Consider the following 20,722-nt stretch of genomic DNA (forward strand, 5'->3'; position numbering starts at 1 on the left):
CGGCCATCAACACTTAAGGCAACGCCATGTTTAAAGTTGGCAAAGAATATGAGTTTATTTTCCTGACGTGCACAGACCGCGGGCCGACTGAGACTGGTGGGCGGCGATGGTTTGTCCAAGCGGTTGAAGGGACACTCCTTCATCTTCATTTACCCGCATCACCCCCAGCTGCTGCCGACAAATATCTTGGCCCCAGCCACGAGCAAAACATGATCCTCAATACGGCATCGCCGTTCTTCCACAGCGCCCGCCTTACGGAAGAGATTGACGCAGATAGCAAGCGTCTCGCAGATCTGGCTAAAAGGTGGCGCGCCAGCAATCAGCACAATTAGGTCATGCTAACAAAAAGGGCTTCCCCTTACAGAGCGACTGTTACGCAAACTTATACACGAGCAGAGCTTCTATTGCATATCGTGCAAATTTATCTCTGTCCGATAGCGTACAAAGAAACCCCTGATAAATGATAGTTTTTGCGGAAACCGCTACTACAAGAGCAGAAACAAGCGTAATTAAAGCGTTGCGATCTTGAGGCTATCAACCTAAGATTGATTTTCTTGAGGGGAATACTATGACAATCATTGGCGCTGATTTTTTCCATATGCTAAGCCACTCCGGACCGATCTTTATAGAGGACGGTAGCTTTGATGTAGATCTTTATTTTAAATCCCCAGTACTAAAACCTACGCTTCCAGTACCTTCAGCATTTGCACATTCTTGCTTTGATAATACGGGTCAGCTTACTCGGCTTCCCCTGGAAATATCCTGCTCCATCGCATAAATTGGCTGCTGACCGAACCTCCTAATTTCCGGGATACCTAGTGTTGCCCGCCTGACAGTGGATTCCCTGTCTGGAGTGTGTGGGCAACCGCTCAGACCATGTGCGGGGCAACGTCGCCGCATCCCGATGGGATGCATGCGTCAGGTGTGGAACACTAGTCTGGCTTGAATAACTCTGAACTATCTGAATTTTCTTTTCAATTGTGCCAAATTTGTAGCGGGGAATTGCAGAGTTTCGTATGTTGGTACTTGAAACCGTGCGAATTTCGGAGTTGTGATGAAGCCTCATCCGCGCGGTGAAGAGCAGGATGATCTCCTGTGCCCCCGCCTGACCGGGATGATCGATCTGCGCCATGAACTGGCGAAACTGGCCGTGCTGTTTGACTGGGAGTTCTTCGAGACCGAATGGGCGGGTTTCTTTCCTTCCACGACAGGGCGGCCGGCCACATCGCCGCGGCTGGTGGCGGGCCTGCTGTATCTTCAGCATGCCTATGGGTTGTCTGACGAGGCCGTTGTCGCCCGTTGGGTTGAGAACCCCTACTACCAGCATTTCACCGGTGAGGTCTTCTTCCAGCACCGCCTGCCGATTGACCCGTCCTCCCTGACCCGGTGGCGCAAGCGGATCGGAGAGGAAGGGGCCGAGTGGCTGCTGACCAAGACGATCGAGGCCGGGCGCAGATCAGGCGCGGTGGAGGATCGCAGCCTGTCGCGTGTCGCCGTGGATACGACGGTGATGGAAAAGAACATCGCCCACCCGACCGATGCCCGCCTGTATGAGACAGCACGCGGCAAGCTTGTCGCCCTCGCCGACGAAGGCGGGATCACGTTGCGGCAGAACTATAACCGCCTGGCGGTGCGGATCGGGCGGCTCACGCCCATGCCCGGCAGTTCAAACGCATGGGCAAGGCTCTGAAACAGCAGAAGGGATACACCGGTCGTGTCCTGCGGGATATCCGCCGGCAGTTGGACGGGATTGCGGAGGGGCCCTTCCGGGGACGAGTTCTGAACACCCTCGTGCTCTTCGGTCGTCTGCTCCATCAGACCCCCCGAAGCCGCGGCAAGATCTACGCACTGCATGAACCCGAGGTCAACTGCATCTCCAAGGGCAAGGCCCGCAAGCGCTATGAGGTCGGCACCAAGGTCAGTCTGGCCACCACCATCGACGAGGGCTTCGTCGTGGGCATGCGCGCCTTGCCGGGAAATCCCTAAGATGGCCACACCCTGCCCGAAGCGCTGGAGCAGGTTGCGATCCTGACCGGTCAGATCCCGGATCTGGCCGTCGTGGACCGCGGGTATCGCGGCCATGGCGTGTCGGAAACGAAGGTCCTGATCAGCGGCACCCGCCGCGGCCTGACGCCGAAGCTGAAAGCGCTGCTGAGGCGACGCAGCGCCATCGAGCCCGAGATCGGACACATGAAGACAGACGGACGCCTGTCGCGCTGCCCACTGAAAGGCACGTTCGGCGACGCCGTCTTCGCCGTGCTCTGCGGCTGCGGCCACAACATCCGCAAGATCCTTGCCCACCTCAGAACTTTGCTCGCCTTCATTCTCGCCGCTATCTTGCAAGTGATCAGGACGCCGACCGACAACTTCAAAGACCGAAAGCGTTGTTCAGTCTGAACTTCTTATTTTTTTCAACGACAAGCCTCAGTGCAGCACCTAGGTGTCACATCCCGCGTGATTATAGGGCCGCTTCCTGAACAGGTCCGGCCGTTGTTTCTGCCAGTCCTTGAGCGCATCGATGGGCGTTCGGCCCTTCAGCACTGATTGCGGAAGCTGACCGTTGTAGAGCCGGACGTAGCGCAGGATGGTCTGTTCGAGATCCTCGCCGCTGCGGAAGCGGTGGCTCTGCAGGACGTCCTCGATCCGGCCGTTGAAGCGTTCGACCATGCCGTTGGTCTGCGGGTGCAGGGGCGGGGCCAGGCGGTGCTCGATGCCGAGGTCGGCGCAGAGGCGGTCGAAATCGTGGTTGCCGGTAGGGCCCCGGCGGCGAAGTCCGAACAGGCGATCGGTGAACTCCTTGCCGTTATCTGTAAGCACCTTGGTGATCCTCATCGGCGCGGCGCGTTCCAGATCGCGCAGAAACCGGCGGGCGTTGGCCGCCGTCTTCGCCGGGTAGATGCGCACGAAGACCCACCGCGTGGCGCGGTCGATGGCGACGAACAGATACCGGCGGCGGCTCTCGTCGGCCATCTGCGGCAGATATTTCACGTCGACATGCACATAGCCCGGCTCGTAAGCCTTGAAGGCCCCGTGCGCAGGTCGTGGCAAGGCAGGCTTCAAAGCGCGCAGATTGCCCACGCCATGCCGGCGCAGGCAGCGGTCCAGTCCGGAACGCGAGACATGAGGGTTCAGGAACTCCCGCACCACCGACAGCAGATCATCCAGCGGCAACAGCAGCGACTTGCGCAGGGACACTGCCACAGCTTCCTGTGCCGGCGTGAGCGTCGACTGAAGCCTGTGCGGCGTGTGGGATCGGTCATGGACGCTGTCTCGGCTCCGCCACTTCCAGACGGTCTGCATGGAGATGCCGTAGCGCTCCGCCACCATCCAGGCCGGTTCCGTGCTTGCCTGGATCGCGGCTCGTATCTTCGGTGTCGTCGCTGCCTGTTTGTGAAGAGAGATCAGCATCCTCGCCTCCCGTCCCGAAACTCGCCCAAGATCGATCTTGCCACGAAAAATGCGGTCCGGCGAGGGTCTATGTGATCATCCGGGATGGGACACCTAGGCAAAATTCGCTTGTCTCCGTAATGCCCTAATCGACGACCGGTAGGCTATTGGAGCGATTGAAACCAGCCACAGGCGCACAGTTCCGCAGCAATGCCGATCTTGGGTCGCAAGATGCGGCGAGAATTACCCGATACTCCACGGGCAAGCAAATCTGTCCTTCGCGGATGTCTACCTTGCAGATCGGCAGGATATGCTCGCTTGCATTCGTGGCGGTCGCGTTTAGGTTGAACAATATCGTTCATGTAGGCATACCATGCAAAATGCTCAAGAAGTCGTCGACGAAGAGGTCGCCCGCAGAACTTTTGCAGGCCACGCCGTTCCGGAGGATCTGAAGCCCGCATTTGATCGGCACCGTGCCAATCTGGTTCAGTTGGCCATGTCGCTCGAAACAGCCGGGAAGGATAGCAACACAATTCGAAACCTCGTCGGAGATCTAATGAAGACCTACGAAGATGACCTGTTGGTTCTTATTGAGGCACGGCTGTGACGAACACCTTTCGCTTCAAAGCGGATGATGAACCGGGCCGCTTAGCCGCGTTGCGCCGGTACGGGATTCTCGACTCTGCGCCAGAGGAGGATTTCGATGATATTGTAGCTTTGGTCAAATCTATCTTTTCCATCCAATATGCGGCCGTGACGCTGGTCGACGCTGACCGCCAGTGGATCAAGGCGGCAGCGGGCTTGGAGCCGCAACAATGCGCGAGGGAGGACTCGTTCTGTACCTATACGATACGGAGTTCAGAACCGCTTTCAGTCAATTCAACCAGCACTGATCCTCGATTCATGCACAATCCATTTGTGACCGGGGAGGCTCATATTCGCTGTTACCTTGGTGCCCCCCTCATGACACCGGATGGCTACAATATTGGTGCACTCTGCGTTTTTGGAACCGAACCTCGGGCATTCACAGACAGCGACAAGGAAATCTTGATAAACTTTGCGAGGGTCGTCGTTTCTCAGATCGAGCTGCGGCAGGCAGCCAATCGAGACAGCCTGACGGGAGCGATGACTCGACGAAATTTTGAAAATCAAATGGACGACATCCTCTCTGCCAACCTTCCAGCAAGTTTAATCCTTCTTGATATTGATCATTTTAAGACTGTTAACGACACTTTTGGGCACCCCGCGGGGGATTTGGCACTTAAAGAGGTCGTCAATTGCCTGATGAAGTGCATCCGCCGCGGCGATTGCATTGGCAGATTGGGAGGTGAAGAGTTTGGCATCTTGTTGCCCCAAGCAACCGGAGATACGGCGATGATCATGGCGGATCGCCTGCGAACAACTGTCATGGCGAAGCGCCTTGCCGCCCTTGATCACCGCTCCATTACCATCAGCTTGGGTGTGGCCGAACGAGGGGGCCGTGAGCCCGCTGAGGATTGGGTAAAAAGAGCAGATCTCGCGCTTTATCAAGCCAAGGAAACTGGGCGGAACAAGGCTGTGCAAATGTCGCGTCAGGTCGCTTCGGTCTAAGTCATCAGTGGGAAAAATGTAATGGAGATTAAATCCAAGGTAAGATGATCCGGCAGTTTGGAACGGCTGACGTTTGAAATGAAAAAGAAGGGCTTGCAGGCTGCGTCATAGCGTGTATGCAAATCCAGCCCTGATCTCCAAAGAAGCGGGCCACTCCTTCTGGCTGTGCTAATACTTTATTCAACAATGGCACATATGGAAAGTTCGGGCGTTGTTATGGGTATTACCTGAAATCAATCGGGTTGAGTTTCTTATCCGCTTACAGGAACAACGCCTTGATGCCTCACAGTATCATCATACCTCTTTATTGTCAGAGTTTCAGTTAGCGTTGTCGCGGGAGAGACTGAGGCACACGTATTCCACAGTCGTGCCATAAACTGATATTACTCATCAGCCATGGAACTCCTGCACTGAAACCGTGTACTGAAACGCGTGATCTCGTGGGGATGCGGTGACGTGCCAGTATAGATCTCGACATATGACGGGATCCGCGCCAGACGGGTCTGTAAGCTTTCACAAGACTGCATTGATATATAGCCGATTTGGACTAGGTAGACCGTGCGCGCGCGGACATCGGCCGCCATCGTGTCGTGACCCCATGCCAGCAGCAGGTCTGACAGCGCGCTGAGGCGCAGGGAGTCCGCATCCTTGACGCGTTCCGCGATTTCTGGATCCTGCAAGGCCCAGCTTCGCACAGCAAACTCCAGCCGCGAGTCGAACGCGTCGGATATGAAGCAGCCGATGACGTTCAGCATCGCTTCGGCCTGAGTTGCCGCGTCGTGGCGTGTCGCATCTATCAGGGGGCGGGTGGTGCGCTCGGTCCACAGGTCCAGAAGAGCGGTGAGCAGCGCGTCACGGTCCTGGAAAAACCAGTAGAAGCTTGTGCGCGATAGGCCCAAGGTCTTGGCAAGGGGCATGATCTTGACGGCGTCCACGCCATTTTTGATCAGCGCGCGATAACCTGCGCTCAACCATCCGTCGCGTGAGCCCCGCCAGCCGGTGAGCGGTATCGGTTTGTCTTCCATGCCCGAATCCTATCGGCCGGCCTGTTCCCCATCAAGCCACCGATCCTACCGCGTACTAGGGCAAGAACCTCCATGATAAATTAATTGACACATGTGAACATTTCAGGGCTTTCTCGGGAAGCACTCCCTGATGAGGCAATCAAGCATGCCCAGTGACCCTCTGCTGCAGCCCTTCCGTCTCAAGCATCTGACGCTGCGCAACCGGATCATGATCACCAGCCACGAGCCCGCCTATCCCGAGGATGGAATGCCCAAGGGGCGCTACCGGGCCTATCATGTGGAGCGGGCGCGGGCAGGGGTGGCGCTGACCATGACGGCAGGATCGGCCTCGGTCTCGCGCGACAGCCCGCCGGTCTTCAACAACATTCTGGCCTACAAGGACGAAGTCGTCGGCTGGATGCGCCAGTTGGTCGACGACTGCCACGATCATGGTGCGGCTGTGATGATACAGCTGACACATCTGGGCCGCCGTACTCGGTGGGACAAGGGCGACTGGCTGCCTGTACTGGCCCCCGGTCATGACCGCGAGGCTGCCCATCGCGCCTTTCCCAAGCGCATGGAGGACTGGGACATCGCGCGCGTCATTGCCGATTTCGCGGATGCTGCCGAACGCATGAAGGCCGCCGGCGTCGATGGGATCGAGCTGGAAGCCTATGGCCACCTGCTGGAACAGTTCTGGTCGCCCCTGACCAATAATCTGGAGGCACCCTGGGGCGGCAGTCTGGACAACCGTCTGCGCTTCACGATGCAGGTCCTGCAGGCGATCCGCGACCGCTGCGGGCCGGAGTTCATCGTCGGGCTACGCTACACCGGTGATCAGGATCTGGCAGGCGGCATGGACGCCAAGGAGGGGATGGCGATCTCGCATCGGCTGAAGGACAGCGGGCTGGTCGATTTCCTGAACGTGGTTCGCGGGCATATCGACACCGATGCCGGTCTGACCGACCTCATCCCGGTGCAGGGTATGCCCTCGGCCCCGCATCTGGACTTTGCCGGGCAGATCCGCCGCGCGACGGGGTTTCCGACCTTTCACGCCGCGCGCATTCCCGATGTGGCCACCGCACGCCATGCGATCGCGTCGGGCCTGCTGGACATGGTCGGGATGACGCGGGCGCACATGGCCGACCCGCATCTGGTGCGCAAGATCATGCAAGGGCGTGAAGAGGACATCCGTCCCTGCGTCGGTGCCAACTACTGCCTCGACCGGATTTATCAGGGTGGGCTGGCTTTCTGCCTGCACAATGCCGCGACGGGGCGCGAGGAGACCATGCCCCATGACATCCCGTCCGCCCCCGCACGGCGCCGGGTGACCATCGTCGGCGCCGGTCCGGCGGGGCTGGAGGCCGCGCGCGTCGCCGCCGCGCGGGGCCATGCGGTGACGGTGTTCGAGGCAGCGGATCACCCCGGCGGGCAGATCCGCCTGACCGCCCTGCAGCCCCGGCGGCGCGAGATGATCGGCATCATCGACTGGCGGATGGCGCAATGCGACAAGGCGGGCGTGCAGTTCCGCTTTAACACCTATGCCGAAGCGGCGGAGGTGCAGGCGACCGACCCCGACGAGGTGATCATCGCCACGGGCGGGCTGCCCCATACCGAGGTTCTCGACCATGGTAACGATCTGGTCTGTTCGGCCTGGGACATCCTGTCGGGCGACGTGAAGCCCGGCCAGGAGGTGCTGATCTTCGACGATGCGGGCGATCATGCGGGGCTGCAGGCCGCCGAGCTGATCGCCGCGACCGGCGCCCGGGTCGAGATCGTCACCCCCGACCGCAGCTTCGCTCCCGAGGTCATGGCGATGAACCTGGTGCCCTACATGCGCAGCCTGCAGCGCCGGGACGTGACCTTCACAGTGACATGGCGCCTGCGCGCGGTCATCCCCGAAGGCAACCGGCTACGCGCCACGCTTGGCAGCGACTACGGCGACATGACCCGCGACCGGCTGGTAGATCAGGTGGTGGTCAACCATGGCACCCGGCCCTTGGACGCGCTGTATTTCGACCTGAAGCCCCTGTCGCGCAATCTGGGCGAGGTCGATTACGACGCATTGATCGCAGGCGCCCCGCAGGCCGTCGCGCCGAACCCCGAGGGTCGGTTCCGCCTGTTCCGCATCGGCGATGCGGTGGCGGCCCGCAACACCCATGCGGCCATCTATGATGCGCTGCGGCTGGCAAAGGACCTCTGACAGACTAGGATCTGCCACAGCGATCGCAGAAGTCGCGTGGCATCGAACATAGACATCAACCGGAAGACATGACGATGAAATATCTGCTTTCGACTGCAACACTTGCCCTTTGGGCTGCCTGGACCGTCCCCGCGCTGGCGCAGGACGCGCCCGACACCTGCAACGATCTGTTGATCGCGCAGATGGGCTGGGCGTCGGCCGAGATCATCACCGAGGTGGCAAAGTTTCTGCTGGAACAGGGCTATGGCTGCGATGTGACGCTGGTCAAGTCGGACACCATCCTCGCCATCACCTCGGTCGCCGAGAACGGCGAGCCTGACATCGTCACCGACCTGTGGCTAAATTAGGCGGGCGAGGCCTATACCCGCCTGGAAGCTGCCGGCACCATGGTGACGCTGACCAACGTTCTTGATCCGGGCGGCATCGAAGGTTGGTGGATCCCCACCTACCTGGCCGAGGCGCATCCGGAACTGACGACCATCCAGGGCGTGCTGGACAACCCCGACCTGGTCGGACCGTTCGACAACTGCCCCGAGGGCTGGGGCTGCCGGGTGGTCAGCGACAACCTGATCCGCGCGCTGGATCTGGAAGGTGCAGGGATCGAGGTGTTCAACCATGGCTTGGGCGAGACTTTGGCCTCGTCCATGGGATCCGCAGTCAGTGAGCAGGAACCGTGGTTCGGCTACTGCCGGGGGCCGACCGTTCCGCTCGGCAAGTACGACATGACCCGGATCGACCTCGGTGGCTACGACGAGGCGAAATTCACACCGCTTCAGAACCCCGAAGCCCCCGACCCGCAAGTATCCGATTTCCCCGAAGCCCCCAGTGTCGCCGCAGCCACGGCCGCCCTGGTCGACAACCAGCTAGAGGTGGTCGAGTTCCTGCGCAAGATGACGTTCAGGACCGACGATCTGAACACGCTGCTGGCGTGGCAGGACGACAACAGCGCCTCGGCGGAAGAGGTGGCGGTCCAGTACCTGACCACGAATACGGACAGCTGATCGGCCTGGCTGTCCGAGGACGCCAAAGGCAATCTGTCCGCGTTGCTGGGGTCGAACTGATCTCCGGCGCCGTCGATAGGCAACGTTCAGGGGGATGACATGGCAAGCTATGCTAGACTGTTCGATGCCCTCGGGCTGAGAGAGTGGTGCGATGCCGGCGGCGGCGGAAGCGGGCCGATGTCGATGGCGGACCTGATGGCGCAAGCATCAGGGCATGCAGCACGGCCGTCATCCTCTTGGTGGGATCTGCCGCTGCCGTCGCTGAACAACCTGCACCGGGCATGTGACGCCATCCCGCAGACGCGTGACCTGACCTTGGGACTGGAACGCGCGTTCCTGTCCGCGCGCGATGCGCTGCGGATCGTGCTGGATCCGGCGACGCGACCGCTCAGCTGGATGCTGCGCGAGATGATCTCGCTGATGGTCACGACGCCTTGGTTCATCATGCTGCCGGCCCTTCTGGTCATAAGCTGGCTGGTGGCCAGATCCTTGCGGGTGGTGGCGCTCGTCGCCGCCTCCCTGGGGTTCCTGGCCATTGTCGATCATTACACCGAGGCGATGCAGACGCTGGCGATCATCTTTGTCTGCGCCTTCATCTGCGTGATGATCGGGGTGCCCGTGGGCATCGCCATGTCGCGCAGCAACACCCTGCGCCGCATCGGCACCCCCGTGCTCGACATGCTGCAGACCCTGCCGGCCTTCGTCTACCTCATCCCGTTGATCTTCTTGTCCAGCGTCACCGAACCCAAGCTCTACGGCATCGCCATCATCCTCTATGCGATCGTGCCGGTCATCCGGCTGACCGACCTGGGCATCCGGCTGGTCGATCCCGACGTGATCGAAGCCGCCGACGCCTTCGGGATGACCCGTGGGCAGAAACTGCGGCGTGTGCAGATCCCGCCGGCGCTGCCGAACATCATGGCGGGCGTCAACCAGACCATCATGATGAGCCTTGCGATGGTGGTGATCGCCTCGCTGGTCTCGGCACCCGGCCTCGGCGTGCTGGTGCTTCGCGGCATCCGCAATCTGGAACTGGGCGTCGGGTTGCTGGCGGGGTTCGGCATCGTGCTGCTGGCGATCGTTCTGGACCGGGTGACCAAGGCGTCTCTGGCCCGCATCGACATCGGCAAGGACGGCCGCTGATGCAGACATCGGTCAAGGTTTCGATCCGCAAGCCGTACAAGATCTTTGGAAGCAGGCCCGCAGCCGTGCTGCCGGACGTGCTGACAGGCATGTCGAAGGCCGACCTGCTGGCAGGCCACAACCACGTCTTGGGCCTGCGCGATATCAATATCGATATCCATGAAGGCCAGATCACGGTGATCATGGGCCTTTCCGGGTCCGGCAAATCAACACTGATCCGTCATCTCAACCGCCTGATTGAACCCACGGCGGGGGAGGTTCTTGTCGACGGAGAGAACATCCTGACCTGGAACGAACGTCGTCTGCGCGACCTGCGCCGCAGGACGATGTCGATGGTCTTCCAGAAGTTCGCGTTGCTGCCCCACCGGACGGTTCTGGACAATGCCGGTATGGCCCTGATGACCCAAGGCGTTCCCAGGCAGGGCTATGAGGCCGACGCCATCAGGTGGCTCGACCAGGTGGGTCTGGGAGGCTATGGCGCGCATTTCCCGCATCAGCTGTCGGGGGGGATACAGCAACGCGTCGGGATCGCCAGAGCGCTGACCTCGAATGCCGGGATCATGCTGATGGACGAAGCGTTCTCGGCACTCGATCCGTTGATCCGAACCGACATGCAGCGTCTGCTGCTGGAGCTGCAGAGCGAGCTTCACAAGACCATCGTCTTCATCAAGCATGATCTGGACGAGGCGCTGAAGCTGGCCGATCATCTGGTGATCCTGAAGGATGGCCAGATCGTGCAGCAGGGCGAACCTCAGCATATCCTGCTGAATCCCGCAGACCCCTATATCGAAGCATTCATCGGTGACATCAATCGTGCGTGTGTCCTGCGGGTCCGGTCCATCATGAGACAGCCCGTCGGTGACGAATTCATCACCGGGGAAATCGGGGCTGACGACACTCTGGAGCATGTGATTGCTGTGTCCCGAGGCAACCTAGCCTGCCTTTTCAGGGTCGTTAATCATCATGGACCAATTGGAATACTCGACATGCCAACCCTCGTCCGCGCCCTCGTTCCGCGTCGACCAAGCGGAGCCGTTTCAGCTGACTGAAAGATTTGAACGGTGGACTTGCACCCCGCAAACGAAGCTTCTCCGGAAAAGATGGACTGCGGCGGCGTTCCGCCCGGGGGATTGGCATTGCTCGCAGCCAGGATCTATCCTTTCTTGATACTAGGGAGAGAGCATCATGAGAGATATCACGACACCCAGCATGCCGTCCGGGACCAGGTTTGCCGCCGTCCTGCTGGCAGATATCTTCGGGCAGGCGGCCATCGCCATGTCACAGGAAAGCAGCGCGCGGGACGAATTCTTCTGGCTCGCGCAGATGAACAAGGCCAGTCTTGTCATCAACAGCCAGGAGGGGCTGCTGGACCCGGGTATTGCCCCCGGCATCGCCGAGGCACTGCGCGAGGTGATCGCGTCCGGTGACACCCCCGATGGCGAACGCCCCCGCACTGTCATCAGCTTCGAGCCGTTGCTGATCGAGGCAGGTGGAACGGAAGTCACGCTGCTGCATGCAGGGCGCTCCAGCCAGGACATGCACGCCACCTTTCGTGCAGCCATGTTGCGCGACAAGCTGCTGGAACTGGCTGACCAGTTGCATGTCACCACCACCACACTTGTCGATCTGGCCGAGCGGCACGCGGGAACCGTCGTCCCCAACTACACCAACGGGGTCGCGGCACAGCCCAACAGCTTCGGTCACTATCTGTTGGGACATGCAGCAGGTCTCGACCGGGATGCGCAGCGCATCCGCGAGGCCTATGCCCGCATCGATCGCAGCGCGATGGGAACCACGGTGCTGAACGGCACCAGCTGGCCACTGAACCGCCAGCGCATGGCCGATTATCTTGGCTTTGCGGGTCTGGTCGAGAATGCCTATGACGCCTCCCAAATCTCCTCGATGGATCACCCGGTCGAAGTGGCGAGCATCATTACCTCGGTGGCGCTTCACGGCGGCAACTTCGTCGAGGACGTGATGACGCAATATGCCCAGACACGCCCGTGGATGCTTCTGGAAGAGGGTGGCGACAACACCTATGTGTCCTCCGCGATGCCGCAGAAGCGCAATCCGGGGCTGCTGAACAACACGCGCAGCGATGCCTCGCAGGCCATCGTGCTGGCGATGGGGCCGGTGATCCAGACCCCTAACATCACCCCCGGCATGCCGGACCCCAAGAGCGCATCCGACAATGCCGGAATGGTCGATGCGGGTATTGCCGTGCTGTCCCGTCTGGATGCAGTGTTGAATGCGCTGGTCATCGATGAGGAGCGTGCGCTGGAGGAGCTGAACAGCGACTGGACTGCTTCGCAAGAGATTGCTGACCGTCTGATGCGCGATCATGGCCTGCCGTTCCGCGAAGGACATCACGTGGCCTCCGAGATCGTCACCTACGCCCGCCAGAACGGGCTCGGGCCGCTTGATTTCCCCTATCCCGAGGCGCAGCGGATTTATGCAGAGGCGGTCATGGGCACCGACGCGCCGGCAGAGCTTCCCTTTGCCGAGGACGCGTTTCGCGAGATACTTGATCCGGAGGCGATCATCCGGGCCCGTGCGACCTCCGGCGGGCCACAACCTGACGAGATGACGCGCATGATCGATACCGCGCGCACCCGGCTGGATGATCACGGCGCTTGGATCGTGGAGCGGCGTGAGGTCGTCACGGCTGCGCTCCTGACGCTCGATGAAGACTTTGAAGGCCTCGGCCAGAACTGACTGCAGGTGGTGCAAACTTTAAGGGCCGTGGAAATCCTCTGCCATGGCCCTGAACGGGTCGGCAGCTGCAAGCACTGGACCTGCAGGGGCCTGCTCTAACGACTTCTAACTCTAGGGATTTGGAAGTTTCAACCTGCCGCCAGCTGCCGCGTCAGTTCTGCGGCCAGGGTCCGCGCCTGTTCGCGGATGTCGGGGATGGCGGTGATTTCCCAGAAGGCGGCGCGCGAGGTGGGGCCGATGGCGCGCAGGCGGGGGTCGGGGCGGCCTTCGGCGTCGATCACCGCGCAGTCGGGGGCGACGTCCAGGCCGAGGCGCAGCGGATCGATCCGCGCGCGGCCCGAGGCCAGCAGATCGGCGATCAGGGGGGTGGCGTTCACCTGCGGATCGCGGCGGATGCCGCGGCAGTCGACGATGCGCGAGGCGTCCAGCGACAGCGCAGCCTCCTGCCCGCGCGGGCGCCAGTGGGCCCGCAGGATCGCGCCGTCGCGACTGGCGCCCAGAAAGCTGCCCGCCAGCTGGCGCATGCGCCCGGTCCTCAGCGCCAGGTGGATCGGCGCGGCGCTTTCCGGGGGCAGGCGGTGGCGATGCACCTCCCACCAGGGTGCGGCATGGCGCAGGAAGCGGGCGCGGTCCTCGGTGGGCATGGCGCGCCAGAGGGCCGACAGATGCGGGCGGATGCCGTCTATCGCATCGCGCCAGGTGCCGCCCTGCGCCTCGGCCTGCGCGACCAGCCCGCGCAGCCAGGACATGAGGGCGCTGACCGGGGCGCCCAGGGGCACCTCGGCGCGGGCGACGGGCAGCGGCAGGCCCGTCGCATGGATCCGCGGCAGCTGCGCGCGGCGCGAAATCGCCACGATCTCTCCGCGATGGCCCTGGGACATCAGGCTGATGGCCTGGTCGATCATCGACAGGCCCGATCCGATGATGACCACGCGCCCGCCCGGCGGCGGCGGGGGCGCGGGCTCCCACGCGCCCAGCACCAGCCCCTCGGGGTCGGGCTCGGGCACCGCATGGCCCGTGGCCAGCACGGCGGTGCCTGCGGTGACGGTCTGGCCGTCGTCCAGATGGGCCACGACACCCAAGGCCGAGGTCGCCAGACGCGTGCAACCAGCCCGGATGCAGTGCAGCCGGCCATCCGCCGACAGGGGCGCCAGCAGGTCGGTCAGATAGGCGCCATAGGTTGTGCGGCTGACGAAGCTGGCGCCCGTCGCCTCATGCCCGCACGCGGCCAGCCAGCGGCGGAAATGGTCGGGATCGTCAGGGAATGCGCTCATGTTGGCGACGCGGGTGTTCAGCAGATGGCCGGGATCGGCGGTCGAATAGGCGACGCCGCAGCCCAGCATGTGCCGCCCCTCGATCACGGTGACGCGCAGCGGCGCAGCGGGATCGCGCAGCAGGTGGGCGGCCAGCAGCACGCCGCTGGCGCCGCCGCCGACGATCACCACATGGGGCAGATGCGCGGTGGCGGGGGCGGGCCTAAGGGGAAGGGTGTCGATCTTCATGGCGGGACTCCTTGACGGGGATCAGAGGGCGGCGACCAGCACCATCGTCCAGAGCAGCAGGCTGGCGGCGAGGGCCAGCGGCACGATCGGGGCCGTGCCGGCGTCACGGTCGCGGGGATGGGTGCGGCGCAGATAGGCCTCGGTCTGGATGTCGAACATGAAAGCCTCCGATGCGGGGGGGTGGGGCTCAGGCGGTCAGGCGCAGCCGCGCGGGCTGCGGGGCGGGTCGTCCGAACATGCGGCGCAGGACCGAGGGCCTGCGGGTCTGGGCCAGCAGCGCGTCGCGCATCCGCTTGCCTGCCGGCCAGGGACCGAAGCCCGAGGCCGTGTTGACATGCCCGGCATGGCCCAGGTCATGGAGGTCCGCGCCCCAGTTGTCGGCCAGGCTGCGGCTGGTGTCGAAGCTCATCCACGGGTCGTTGCGGCTGGCCACGACCAGGGTCGGCACGTCGAAGCGCTCGCGCGGCAGGGCACCGAACCTGCGGATGCGGTCCGAGGACTGCGTGTCGGCCGGGGCGACCAGCAGGGCGGCGCGCACCCGCAGCCCCGGCCAGCGGGCCAGCAGATGCGCGATGGTGACCGAGCCGAGCGAATGCCCCACCAGGATGCTGTCGGGATGGGTCATGATATGGACGGCCAGCGTGGCCTCCCAGACCTCGCGGACGGGGCGCGTCATGTCGCCCATGTCCAGAAGCATCGCAGTCGGGTCGGTGCGGGCCCACCAGTCCTGCCAATGGGGCGCGGGCGAGCCGTCGAGGCCGGGGACGATCAGGGTCTTGGTCATCTGCATCTCCTCTTCGCATCTGTGAAATCAGGGTCAGTTCCGCGTCTTGATGCCGGGCGTGATCAAGGACTTGGCCGGGGTGTGAGAGGCTTCGGTTTGAGCGTCGGTCATGGGATCCTCCACGTCATCTCGTTAATCAACTATAAGACTACAATGTTAATCGTGTATTGCGAGTCTCAATTTGGGCGTCGAAACAGAAGGACGTTCTTCCGGTCGCGGTGCTGACGAAATGGCCGGTCGTGGGGCAGACCTTCCACGGCGGATTGTGAGGTGACGTTCTCGATCGCCGCTGCATCGATCAGCGCCTGTTGGACGCGGTCATAGGCCGCCCTTGCCGATTCGCGGTGCGCACTCTGGATCAAGCTGGCAAAGACGCCGCGAAGCTGCTGAACCCTGGGCAAGATAGGTGAAATCTCTCCCTGTCTGAGGTCAAAGAAGAGGGCGAAGTCGGCCCTTCGATGGCCTGAACAGCCCCATCGTCGCGATAGCTAACGGGGATTGAAACCTAAGCCAGTCCCAGCCTCGGCCGACACGTTCGGGGAGGAGGCAAATGAACCGTCAGGCTTGTGCTTGGCCTAAACCCGACCTTCGTGGGTATTCGCAACACTGCAGCGCAGCGTGCCAAACTGGCCATTCGTGCAGGGCGCGGCAACTCCGACCGTCGATGCTTAACTCTGCGCGATGACTGGCTTACGCGGACATATCCGTGTGACCGTTCCAGCCTCGGGGCATCTGTCCCTTCCCCCCTCCCGCGCCAAGCCCACCGCCACCTCGACGGTCACATGCTCCATTCCGGTCGTCTCGCGCACGCGGGCCTTCACGGCGCGGCGCACGTCGTCTGCCACCGCGCCGGGCGCAAGTTCGACCTCCAGCGTGGCCATCGGTCGTTCCTGCGTGATCGACCAGGCATGGACGTGATGGGCCCGGGCCACGCCGGGCAACGTGGCTTCCAGATCCGCCGCGACGGCACGGGCGTCGAAGCCTGCGGGCGCGCCTTCGAGCAGGATATGGCCGCTCTCGCGCAGAACGGCCCCGGCCGAGCGCAGGATGATGAGGGCCACGAGCACCGACAGGACCGGGTCGATGGGGGTCCAGCCTGTCCATATGATGATGAGCGAGGCCGCGATCGCCGCGACCGAGCCCAGCAGATCGCCCATCACGTGGAGGGAGGCGGCGCGGATGTTCAGGTTGTCGCCCTCGGCGCGGATGAGCACCCAGAAGGCCAGAATATTCACGACGAGCCCGCCCACGGCGACCCAGAGCATCAGCCCGCCCAGCACCTCATGCGGATCGCGCAGGCGCTGGATGGCCTCGAAAAGGATCCACCCCGCGATGGCGAACAGCGTCAGCCCGTTCACGAAGGCGGCCAGCACCGAGAAGCGGTCGAAGCCGTAGGTCCGCTTCCAATCCGCCGGCCGCCGTGCCAGCCGGAAGGCAAACCAAGCCAGCATCAGCGAGGCGAAGTCGGTCAGCATATGGCCCGCATCGGCGAGGAGCGCGAGCGATCCGGAGATGAGCCCGCCGACGACCTCTGCCCCCATGAAACTGCCCGTCAGGGCCGCGGCGATGAGGATGGCGCGTTCCTTGGAGCGGCGCGCCTCGGGCGTGTCGCTGGCCGAGAGGGTCGGGCCATGCGAATGACCCGCCTGCCCATGGTCATGCCCGTGCGGATGATCGTGCCCGTGGTTGTGCCCGTGTCCCATCAGCGCCCCTCCGCCCGATGACCCGCCCCTGCCGTGGGCATTAGGTCGTGGGCAGCATCACATTGCGTCGGACGCGCAAGGTTGGCCCGGCCCTTTCCTGCAGGCAGTCTGCGGATCGCAGGGGCGTCGTCGTTCGGAATTTCGGTCCAGCGGGCGCATTGGTCGGTCATGGCGGCACTCTTGATTCGCTTCGTCCCCGAGAGATATACGATCTCCAGCGACTGTAGGTTCAAGGAGCAATCGCGATGCAGGGCCATTCCATCGGCGCGCTGTCGAAGCGCACCGGCGTGAAGGTGACGACGATCCGCTTCTATGAGGGGCGTGGCCTGCTGCCCGATCCCGGTCGCACGGGCGGAGGGCAGCGTCGCTACGGTGACGCCGAGTTGGACCGGCTGTCCTTCATCGCCCATGCCCGGCAGCTGGGCTTCGACCTCGACGCCATCGCCGACCTGATCGCGTTGCAGGAGACGCCACGGACGGCCCATGGCGACGCGCACCGCATCGCGACGGATCGGATTTCCGACATCCGTGGTCGCATCGAGCGGCTGCGGCGGCTGGAGAGGGAATTGGTGCGCGTCGTGAACGCCTGCGACGGTCGGTCCGACGGGCATCCTTGCCGGGTGCTGCACGCCCTCGCCGACCATCAAGCGTGCGACGGCGAGCATTAGGACAGAGCTGATGGGTGCAGCCAAGTGATAAGGCGGTGCAAGGCATTCTCGGTGTTTCAACGGGATTTGGAATGGCAATCCGGTATCAACGCCGCGATCCCGGCCCTAAGCGGTCGGCCCGGTCTGGCATCGCTGCAGCGCGACGACGCCAGACCGGACGTTTGGGCGTTCTGCAGCGCGGCTGCCGATGTGTCCTTCTCACCCGGCGCCGCTACAAGAAACTCAACACACCCATCAGAATGACGCTTGCCCCGCGAGCAAGATCAGCATGGATCCCCGGATCCTGATCACGTTCAGCCGCGCGCCATACGCCGACCACCGCAACAAGGTTGTAGGGCAGGGACAAGCCGTAGCCGAAAAGCAGTGCGATCCAGGGTCGGTCAAGGGACAGCAACCCCAGAAACAGGATCGTGGTGAAGACGTTGACGAAAAGCCCGATCGTGACCGTCCATGTCCAGAAGGCTTCCGCAAGCGGCAGATCGCCCCGCCAAAGGGCCGACATTCTTCTCACGAGCATACGGCCTGCAGAGGCTGACGCCCCCGTGGGGCGTTCAAGTGGTGATCACGGCGCGGCGAAGCCGTCGCAGAGGTTGTCGAGACCTTTATGGGCCGCGTCGGTAGATCGAGGATCGGGTCGCTTGTTCGGATCATCTTGCACCTATAGACGCCGCCGATCGCGGTTCCCTTCCCACCCCGGCACGATAAAGGATCGAAGACCGGACGGCGGCGGGCGGCCTGTTCCGATGCGTCATCCGGGCCACCCGCGATCTTTGGCAACGGGCCGACATACCGCCTCAAATTACCATCTGCTGGCCCACCACGGGCAGCGAGGCCAGCCCGTTCTGGGCGACAAAACCAGCCGCAGAGCCGGACCTGAGCGCGCTGGATCGACCCGTCGTCCTGAACATGCACGGGGCCCATCCGGGCGATCACCACGAACCGGACCGTCATGACCGGTCCGAACGGCGTTGATGACGTGACCGCCCCGACGGCATCTGATATGCCAAGGCGGGTCTGCAACGATCCACGAAAAGGGGGCAGGTCGGCAGGGTTGATTTCGGACTGCTGTCGTTGTCGGTCGTGACCTGTGCGCCTTTCCGGCGGTGTCGGACAAAGACCCGGATTGCGCAGGCAGGATTTCGTCAAGGCCCGGGCTGAGGGGCCTTGGTCTGGATCGAGGTGAACGCCTCGAAGCGCGGTGCGCCCGCATGCAGCGTGCGCGTGTCGCCAGCCCGTGCATGGGCCGCGCGGAACTGTGTGGAGGTGGTCCAGGCACGGAACGCGCCCTCGTCCCGCCAAACCGTGTGCGAGGCATACAGCCGGTGGCCGTTCTCCTCGGGGCCCTTCAGCATGTTGAATTCGACGAACCCGTCCATCTCGTGCAGCCGGCTGTCGCGGCCCAGCCACAGGGCTTCGAAATCGGCAGCGTTCTCAAGCGGGACAGTGAAGCGGTTCATTGCCAGAAACATGGGGGGTCCTTTCCGGGGCCTCGGGTGCGCAGGGTTGCCGATGGCCGTGGCTGGGTCAAGCAACGGCTTGCACCGGTGTGACACCCTGTCCAGCCTGTCGTCATGTCCCCCCGGCCCCCGCATCACCGTCTACCATAGCAGGCGTTGCAACGGGCTGCCGCGCGCCGAGGAGGAACGCCGGCTACTCGGCCAAAGCCGTGCTGTCCTTCAGGTCCATACAGAGGGCAGACCTGCTGACCTTCACGCTGGCGGCGGACTCGCGCATGTTGAGACCAGACGCAATCAATTGATGGGCATGCTTTGTCCGGGGTGAGGGCAATGGGCACCCCTCTTGCCGCCCTTTTGCTGCGGCAGCTTTCAGTCCTGCACCGGTTCGCTTGCGGATAAGGCCACGCTCGAACTGACCGAGGGCTTCGAAGGTGTGGAACACGAGCCACCTAATGGGGGGTGGTATCAATCTTCTCGTCCGCAAGCTGCGCGCGCATCTGATTAGCTGTCCCATCCCGGATGATCACATAGACCCTCGCCGGACCGCATTTTTCGTGGCAAGATCGATCTTGGGCGAGTTTCGGGACGGGAGGCGAGGATGCTGATCTCTCTTCACAAACAGGCAGCGACGACACCGAAGATACGAGCCGCGATCCAGGCAAGCACGGAACCGGCCTGGATGGTGGCGGAGCGCTACGGCATCTCCATGCAGACCGTCTGGAAGTGGCGGAGCCGAGACAGCGTCCATGACCGATCCCACACGCCGCACAGGCTTCAGTCGACGCTCACGCCGGCACAGGAAGCTGTGGCAGTGTCCCTGCGCAAGTCGCTGCTGTTGCCGCTGGATGATCTGCTGTCGGTGGTGCGGGAGTTCCTGAACCCTCATGTCTCGCGTTCCGGACTGGACCGCTGCCTGCGCCGGCATGGCGTGGGCAATCTGCGCGCTTTGAAGCCTGCCTTGCCACGACCTGCGCACGGGGCCTTCAAGGCTTACGAGCCGGGCTATGTGCATGTCGACGTGAAATATCTGCCGCAGATGGCCGACGAGAGCCGCCGCCGGTATCTGTTCGTCGCCATCGACCGCGCCACGCGGTGGGTCTTCGTGCGCATCTACCCGGCGAAGACGGCGGCCAACGCCCGCCGGTTTCTGCGCGATCTGGAACGCGCCGCGCCGATGAGGATCACCAAGGTGCTTACAGATAACGGCAAGGAGTTCACCGATCGCCTGTTCGGACTTCGCCGCCGGGGCCCTACCGGCAACCACGATTTCGACCGCCTCTGCGCCGACCTCGGCATCGAGCACCGCCTGGCCCCGCCCCTGCACCCGCAGACCAACGGCATGGTCGAACGCTTCAACGGCCGGATCGAGGACGTCCTGCAGAGCCACCGCTTCCGCAGCGGCGAGGATCTCGAACAGACCATCCTGCGCTACGTCCGGCTCTACAACGGTCAGCTTCCGCAATCAGTATTGAAGGGCCGAACGCCAATCGACGCGCTCAAGGACTGGCAGAAACAAAGGCCGGACCTGTTCAGGAAGCGGCCTTATGATTATACGGGATGTGACA

17 protein-coding genes and 3 pseudogenes are annotated in these 20,722 nt (G+C 62.7%); 11 read left to right on the forward strand and 9 right to left on the reverse strand.

The window, feature by feature from the left end:
• Positions 1-26: 26 nt before the first annotated feature.
• Both E4191_RS20590 and E4191_RS20595 read left to right on the forward strand, forming a co-directional pair.
• Positions 27-332 carry a hypothetical protein gene (locus E4191_RS20590; protein ID WP_139616224.1) on the forward strand — a complete coding sequence of 102 codons (306 nt, stop codon included), beginning with the start codon at positions 27-29 and terminating at the stop codon, positions 330-332.
• 722 nt (positions 333-1,054) lie between these two features.
• Positions 1,055-2,397 (forward strand): annotated as a pseudogene (locus E4191_RS20595) (IS5 family transposase).
• Positions 2,398-2,436: 39 nt separating this feature from the next.
• On the opposite strand, the gene E4191_RS20600 reads toward E4191_RS20595, so the two are convergent.
• The gene (locus E4191_RS20600) at positions 2,437-3,408 is read right to left on the reverse strand and encodes an IS481 family transposase (protein WP_139616225.1); all 972 of its coding nucleotides are present in this window, start codon (positions 3,406-3,408) and stop codon (positions 2,437-2,439) included.
• Positions 3,409-3,760: 352 nt separating this feature from the next.
• Here E4191_RS20600 and E4191_RS20605 point away from each other — a divergent pair, with 352 nt between their 5' ends.
• Both E4191_RS20605 and E4191_RS20610 read left to right on the forward strand, forming a co-directional pair.
• On the forward strand, positions 3,761-3,994 hold the full coding sequence (locus E4191_RS20605; protein WP_139616226.1) for a hypothetical protein: 234 nt from the start codon (positions 3,761-3,763) through the stop codon (positions 3,992-3,994).
• On the forward strand, positions 3,991-4,977 hold the full coding sequence (locus E4191_RS20610; RefSeq protein WP_139616227.1) for a sensor domain-containing diguanylate cyclase: 987 nt from the start codon (positions 3,991-3,993) through the stop codon (positions 4,975-4,977). The genes E4191_RS20605 and E4191_RS20610 overlap by 4 nt, the downstream gene beginning before the upstream one ends.
• A gap of 383 nt (positions 4,978-5,360) precedes the next feature.
• Here E4191_RS20610 and E4191_RS20615 read toward each other — a convergent pair whose 3' ends face one another.
• The gene (locus tag E4191_RS20615) at positions 5,361-6,002 is read right to left on the reverse strand and encodes a TetR family transcriptional regulator (protein WP_139616228.1); all 642 of its coding nucleotides are present in this window, start codon (positions 6,000-6,002) and stop codon (positions 5,361-5,363) included.
• A gap of 145 nt (positions 6,003-6,147) precedes the next feature.
• Between E4191_RS20615 and hpbA the strand changes: the two genes are divergently transcribed.
• The 5 genes and pseudogenes from hpbA (at position 6,148) to E4191_RS20640 (ending at position 13,043) form a co-directional block, all read left to right on the forward strand.
• Positions 6,148-8,184 carry an N-methyl-L-proline N-demethylase HpbA gene (gene hpbA, locus E4191_RS20620; protein ID WP_139616229.1) on the forward strand — a complete coding sequence of 679 codons (2,037 nt, stop codon included), beginning with the start codon at positions 6,148-6,150 and terminating at the stop codon, positions 8,182-8,184.
• A 74-nt stretch (positions 8,185-8,258) separates the two neighbouring features.
• Positions 8,259-9,185 (forward strand): annotated as a pseudogene (locus tag E4191_RS20625) (glycine betaine ABC transporter substrate-binding protein).
• Positions 9,186-9,284: 99 nt separating this feature from the next.
• Entirely contained in the window at positions 9,285-10,328 is a 1,044-nt protein-coding gene (locus E4191_RS20630) for an ABC transporter permease (RefSeq protein ID WP_139616230.1), read from the forward strand.
• Positions 10,328-11,377, forward strand: coding sequence for a betaine/proline/choline family ABC transporter ATP-binding protein (locus tag E4191_RS20635; RefSeq protein ID WP_139616231.1), 1,050 nt, complete (start codon positions 10,328-10,330; stop codon positions 11,375-11,377). The genes E4191_RS20630 and E4191_RS20635 overlap by 1 nt, the downstream gene beginning before the upstream one ends.
• 160 nt (positions 11,378-11,537) lie before the next feature.
• Positions 11,538-13,043 (forward strand): argininosuccinate lyase, encoded by a 1,506-nt coding sequence (locus E4191_RS20640; protein WP_176562837.1) that lies wholly within the window; start codon positions 11,538-11,540, stop codon positions 13,041-13,043.
• A 128-nt stretch (positions 13,044-13,171) separates the two neighbouring features.
• Here the strand turns inward: E4191_RS20640 and E4191_RS20645 are convergent, their stop codons facing one another.
• From E4191_RS20645 to E4191_RS20660, 5 genes are all read right to left on the reverse strand, one after another.
• Positions 13,172-14,545, reverse strand: coding sequence for an FAD/NAD(P)-binding protein (locus E4191_RS20645; protein WP_139616233.1), 1,374 nt, complete (start codon positions 14,543-14,545; stop codon positions 13,172-13,174).
• A gap of 21 nt (positions 14,546-14,566) precedes the next feature.
• The gene (locus E4191_RS23925; RefSeq protein WP_176562832.1) at positions 14,567-14,704 is read right to left on the reverse strand and encodes a hypothetical protein; all 138 of its coding nucleotides are present in this window, start codon (positions 14,702-14,704) and stop codon (positions 14,567-14,569) included.
• 28 nt (positions 14,705-14,732) lie between these two features.
• On the reverse strand, positions 14,733-15,329 hold the full coding sequence (locus tag E4191_RS20650; RefSeq protein WP_139616234.1) for an RBBP9/YdeN family alpha/beta hydrolase: 597 nt from the start codon (positions 15,327-15,329) through the stop codon (positions 14,733-14,735).
• A gap of 176 nt (positions 15,330-15,505) precedes the next feature.
• Entirely contained in the window at positions 15,506-15,730 is a 225-nt protein-coding gene (locus E4191_RS24370) for a hypothetical protein (protein ID WP_139616235.1), read from the reverse strand.
• A 267-nt stretch (positions 15,731-15,997) separates the two neighbouring features.
• Complete coding sequence (locus E4191_RS20660; protein WP_228461875.1) at positions 15,998-17,032, reverse strand: cation diffusion facilitator family transporter; 1,035 nt, start codon at positions 17,030-17,032, stop codon at positions 15,998-16,000.
• A gap of 245 nt (positions 17,033-17,277) precedes the next feature.
• Here E4191_RS20660 and E4191_RS20665 point away from each other — a divergent pair, with 245 nt between their 5' ends.
• Complete coding sequence (locus E4191_RS20665; protein ID WP_139616236.1) at positions 17,278-17,700, forward strand: MerR family transcriptional regulator; 423 nt, start codon at positions 17,278-17,280, stop codon at positions 17,698-17,700.
• Positions 17,701-17,911: 211 nt separating this feature from the next.
• Here E4191_RS20665 and E4191_RS20670 read toward each other — a convergent pair whose 3' ends face one another.
• Both E4191_RS20670 and E4191_RS20675 read right to left on the reverse strand, forming a co-directional pair.
• A complete protein-coding gene (locus E4191_RS20670) occupies positions 17,912-18,202 on the reverse strand; it encodes a hypothetical protein (protein ID WP_228461876.1) in 291 nt (96 codons plus the stop codon).
• 640 nt (positions 18,203-18,842) lie between these two features.
• Positions 18,843-19,169 carry an antibiotic biosynthesis monooxygenase family protein gene (locus tag E4191_RS20675; protein WP_139616238.1) on the reverse strand — a complete coding sequence of 109 codons (327 nt, stop codon included), beginning with the start codon at positions 19,167-19,169 and terminating at the stop codon, positions 18,843-18,845.
• 586 nt (positions 19,170-19,755) lie between these two features.
• Here E4191_RS20675 and E4191_RS20680 point away from each other — a divergent pair.
• Positions 19,756-20,721, forward strand: a pseudogene (locus E4191_RS20680) (IS481 family transposase); the annotation flags it as partial.
• Position 20,722: the final 1 nt, after the last annotated feature.

The sequence above is a fragment of the Paracoccus liaowanqingii genome (genome assembly GCF_004683865.2).
In the GTDB taxonomy this organism is placed as follows: domain Bacteria; phylum Pseudomonadota; class Alphaproteobacteria; order Rhodobacterales; family Rhodobacteraceae; genus Paracoccus; species Paracoccus liaowanqingii.

Bases quoted from the DNA above. Each gene is read 5' to 3' on its own strand.
- E4191_RS20590 (WP_139616224.1), top strand. From the start codon at position 27: ATGTTTAAAGTTGGCAAAGAATATGAGTTTATTTTCCTGACGTGCACA.
- E4191_RS20600 (WP_139616225.1), bottom strand. From the start codon at position 3,408: ATGCTGATCTCTCTTCACAAACAGGCAGCGACGACACCGAAGATACGA.
- E4191_RS20605 (WP_139616226.1), top strand. From the start codon at position 3,761: ATGCAAAATGCTCAAGAAGTCGTCGACGAAGAGGTCGCCCGCAGAACT.
- E4191_RS20615 (WP_139616228.1), bottom strand. From the start codon at position 6,002: ATGGAAGACAAACCGATACCGCTCACCGGCTGGCGGGGCTCACGCGAC.
- hpbA (WP_139616229.1), top strand. From the start codon at position 6,148: ATGCCCAGTGACCCTCTGCTGCAGCCCTTCCGTCTCAAGCATCTGACG.
- E4191_RS20630 (WP_139616230.1), top strand. From the start codon at position 9,285: ATGGCAAGCTATGCTAGACTGTTCGATGCCCTCGGGCTGAGAGAGTGG.
- E4191_RS20635 (WP_139616231.1), top strand. From the start codon at position 10,328: ATGCAGACATCGGTCAAGGTTTCGATCCGCAAGCCGTACAAGATCTTT.
- E4191_RS20640 (WP_176562837.1), top strand. From the start codon at position 11,538: ATGCCGTCCGGGACCAGGTTTGCCGCCGTCCTGCTGGCAGATATCTTC.
- E4191_RS20645 (WP_139616233.1), bottom strand. From the start codon at position 14,545: ATGAAGATCGACACCCTTCCCCTTAGGCCCGCCCCCGCCACCGCGCAT.
- E4191_RS23925 (WP_176562832.1), bottom strand. From the start codon at position 14,704: ATGTTCGACATCCAGACCGAGGCCTATCTGCGCCGCACCCATCCCCGC.
- E4191_RS20650 (WP_139616234.1), bottom strand. From the start codon at position 15,329: ATGACCAAGACCCTGATCGTCCCCGGCCTCGACGGCTCGCCCGCGCCC.
- E4191_RS20660 (WP_228461875.1), bottom strand. From the start codon at position 17,032: ATGGGACACGGGCACAACCACGGGCACGATCATCCGCACGGGCATGAC.
- E4191_RS20665 (WP_139616236.1), top strand. From the start codon at position 17,278: ATGCAGGGCCATTCCATCGGCGCGCTGTCGAAGCGCACCGGCGTGAAG.
- E4191_RS20670 (WP_228461876.1), bottom strand. From the start codon at position 18,202: ATGTCGGCCCTTTGGCGGGGCGATCTGCCGCTTGCGGAAGCCTTCTGG.
- E4191_RS20675 (WP_139616238.1), bottom strand. From the start codon at position 19,169: ATGTTTCTGGCAATGAACCGCTTCACTGTCCCGCTTGAGAACGCTGCC.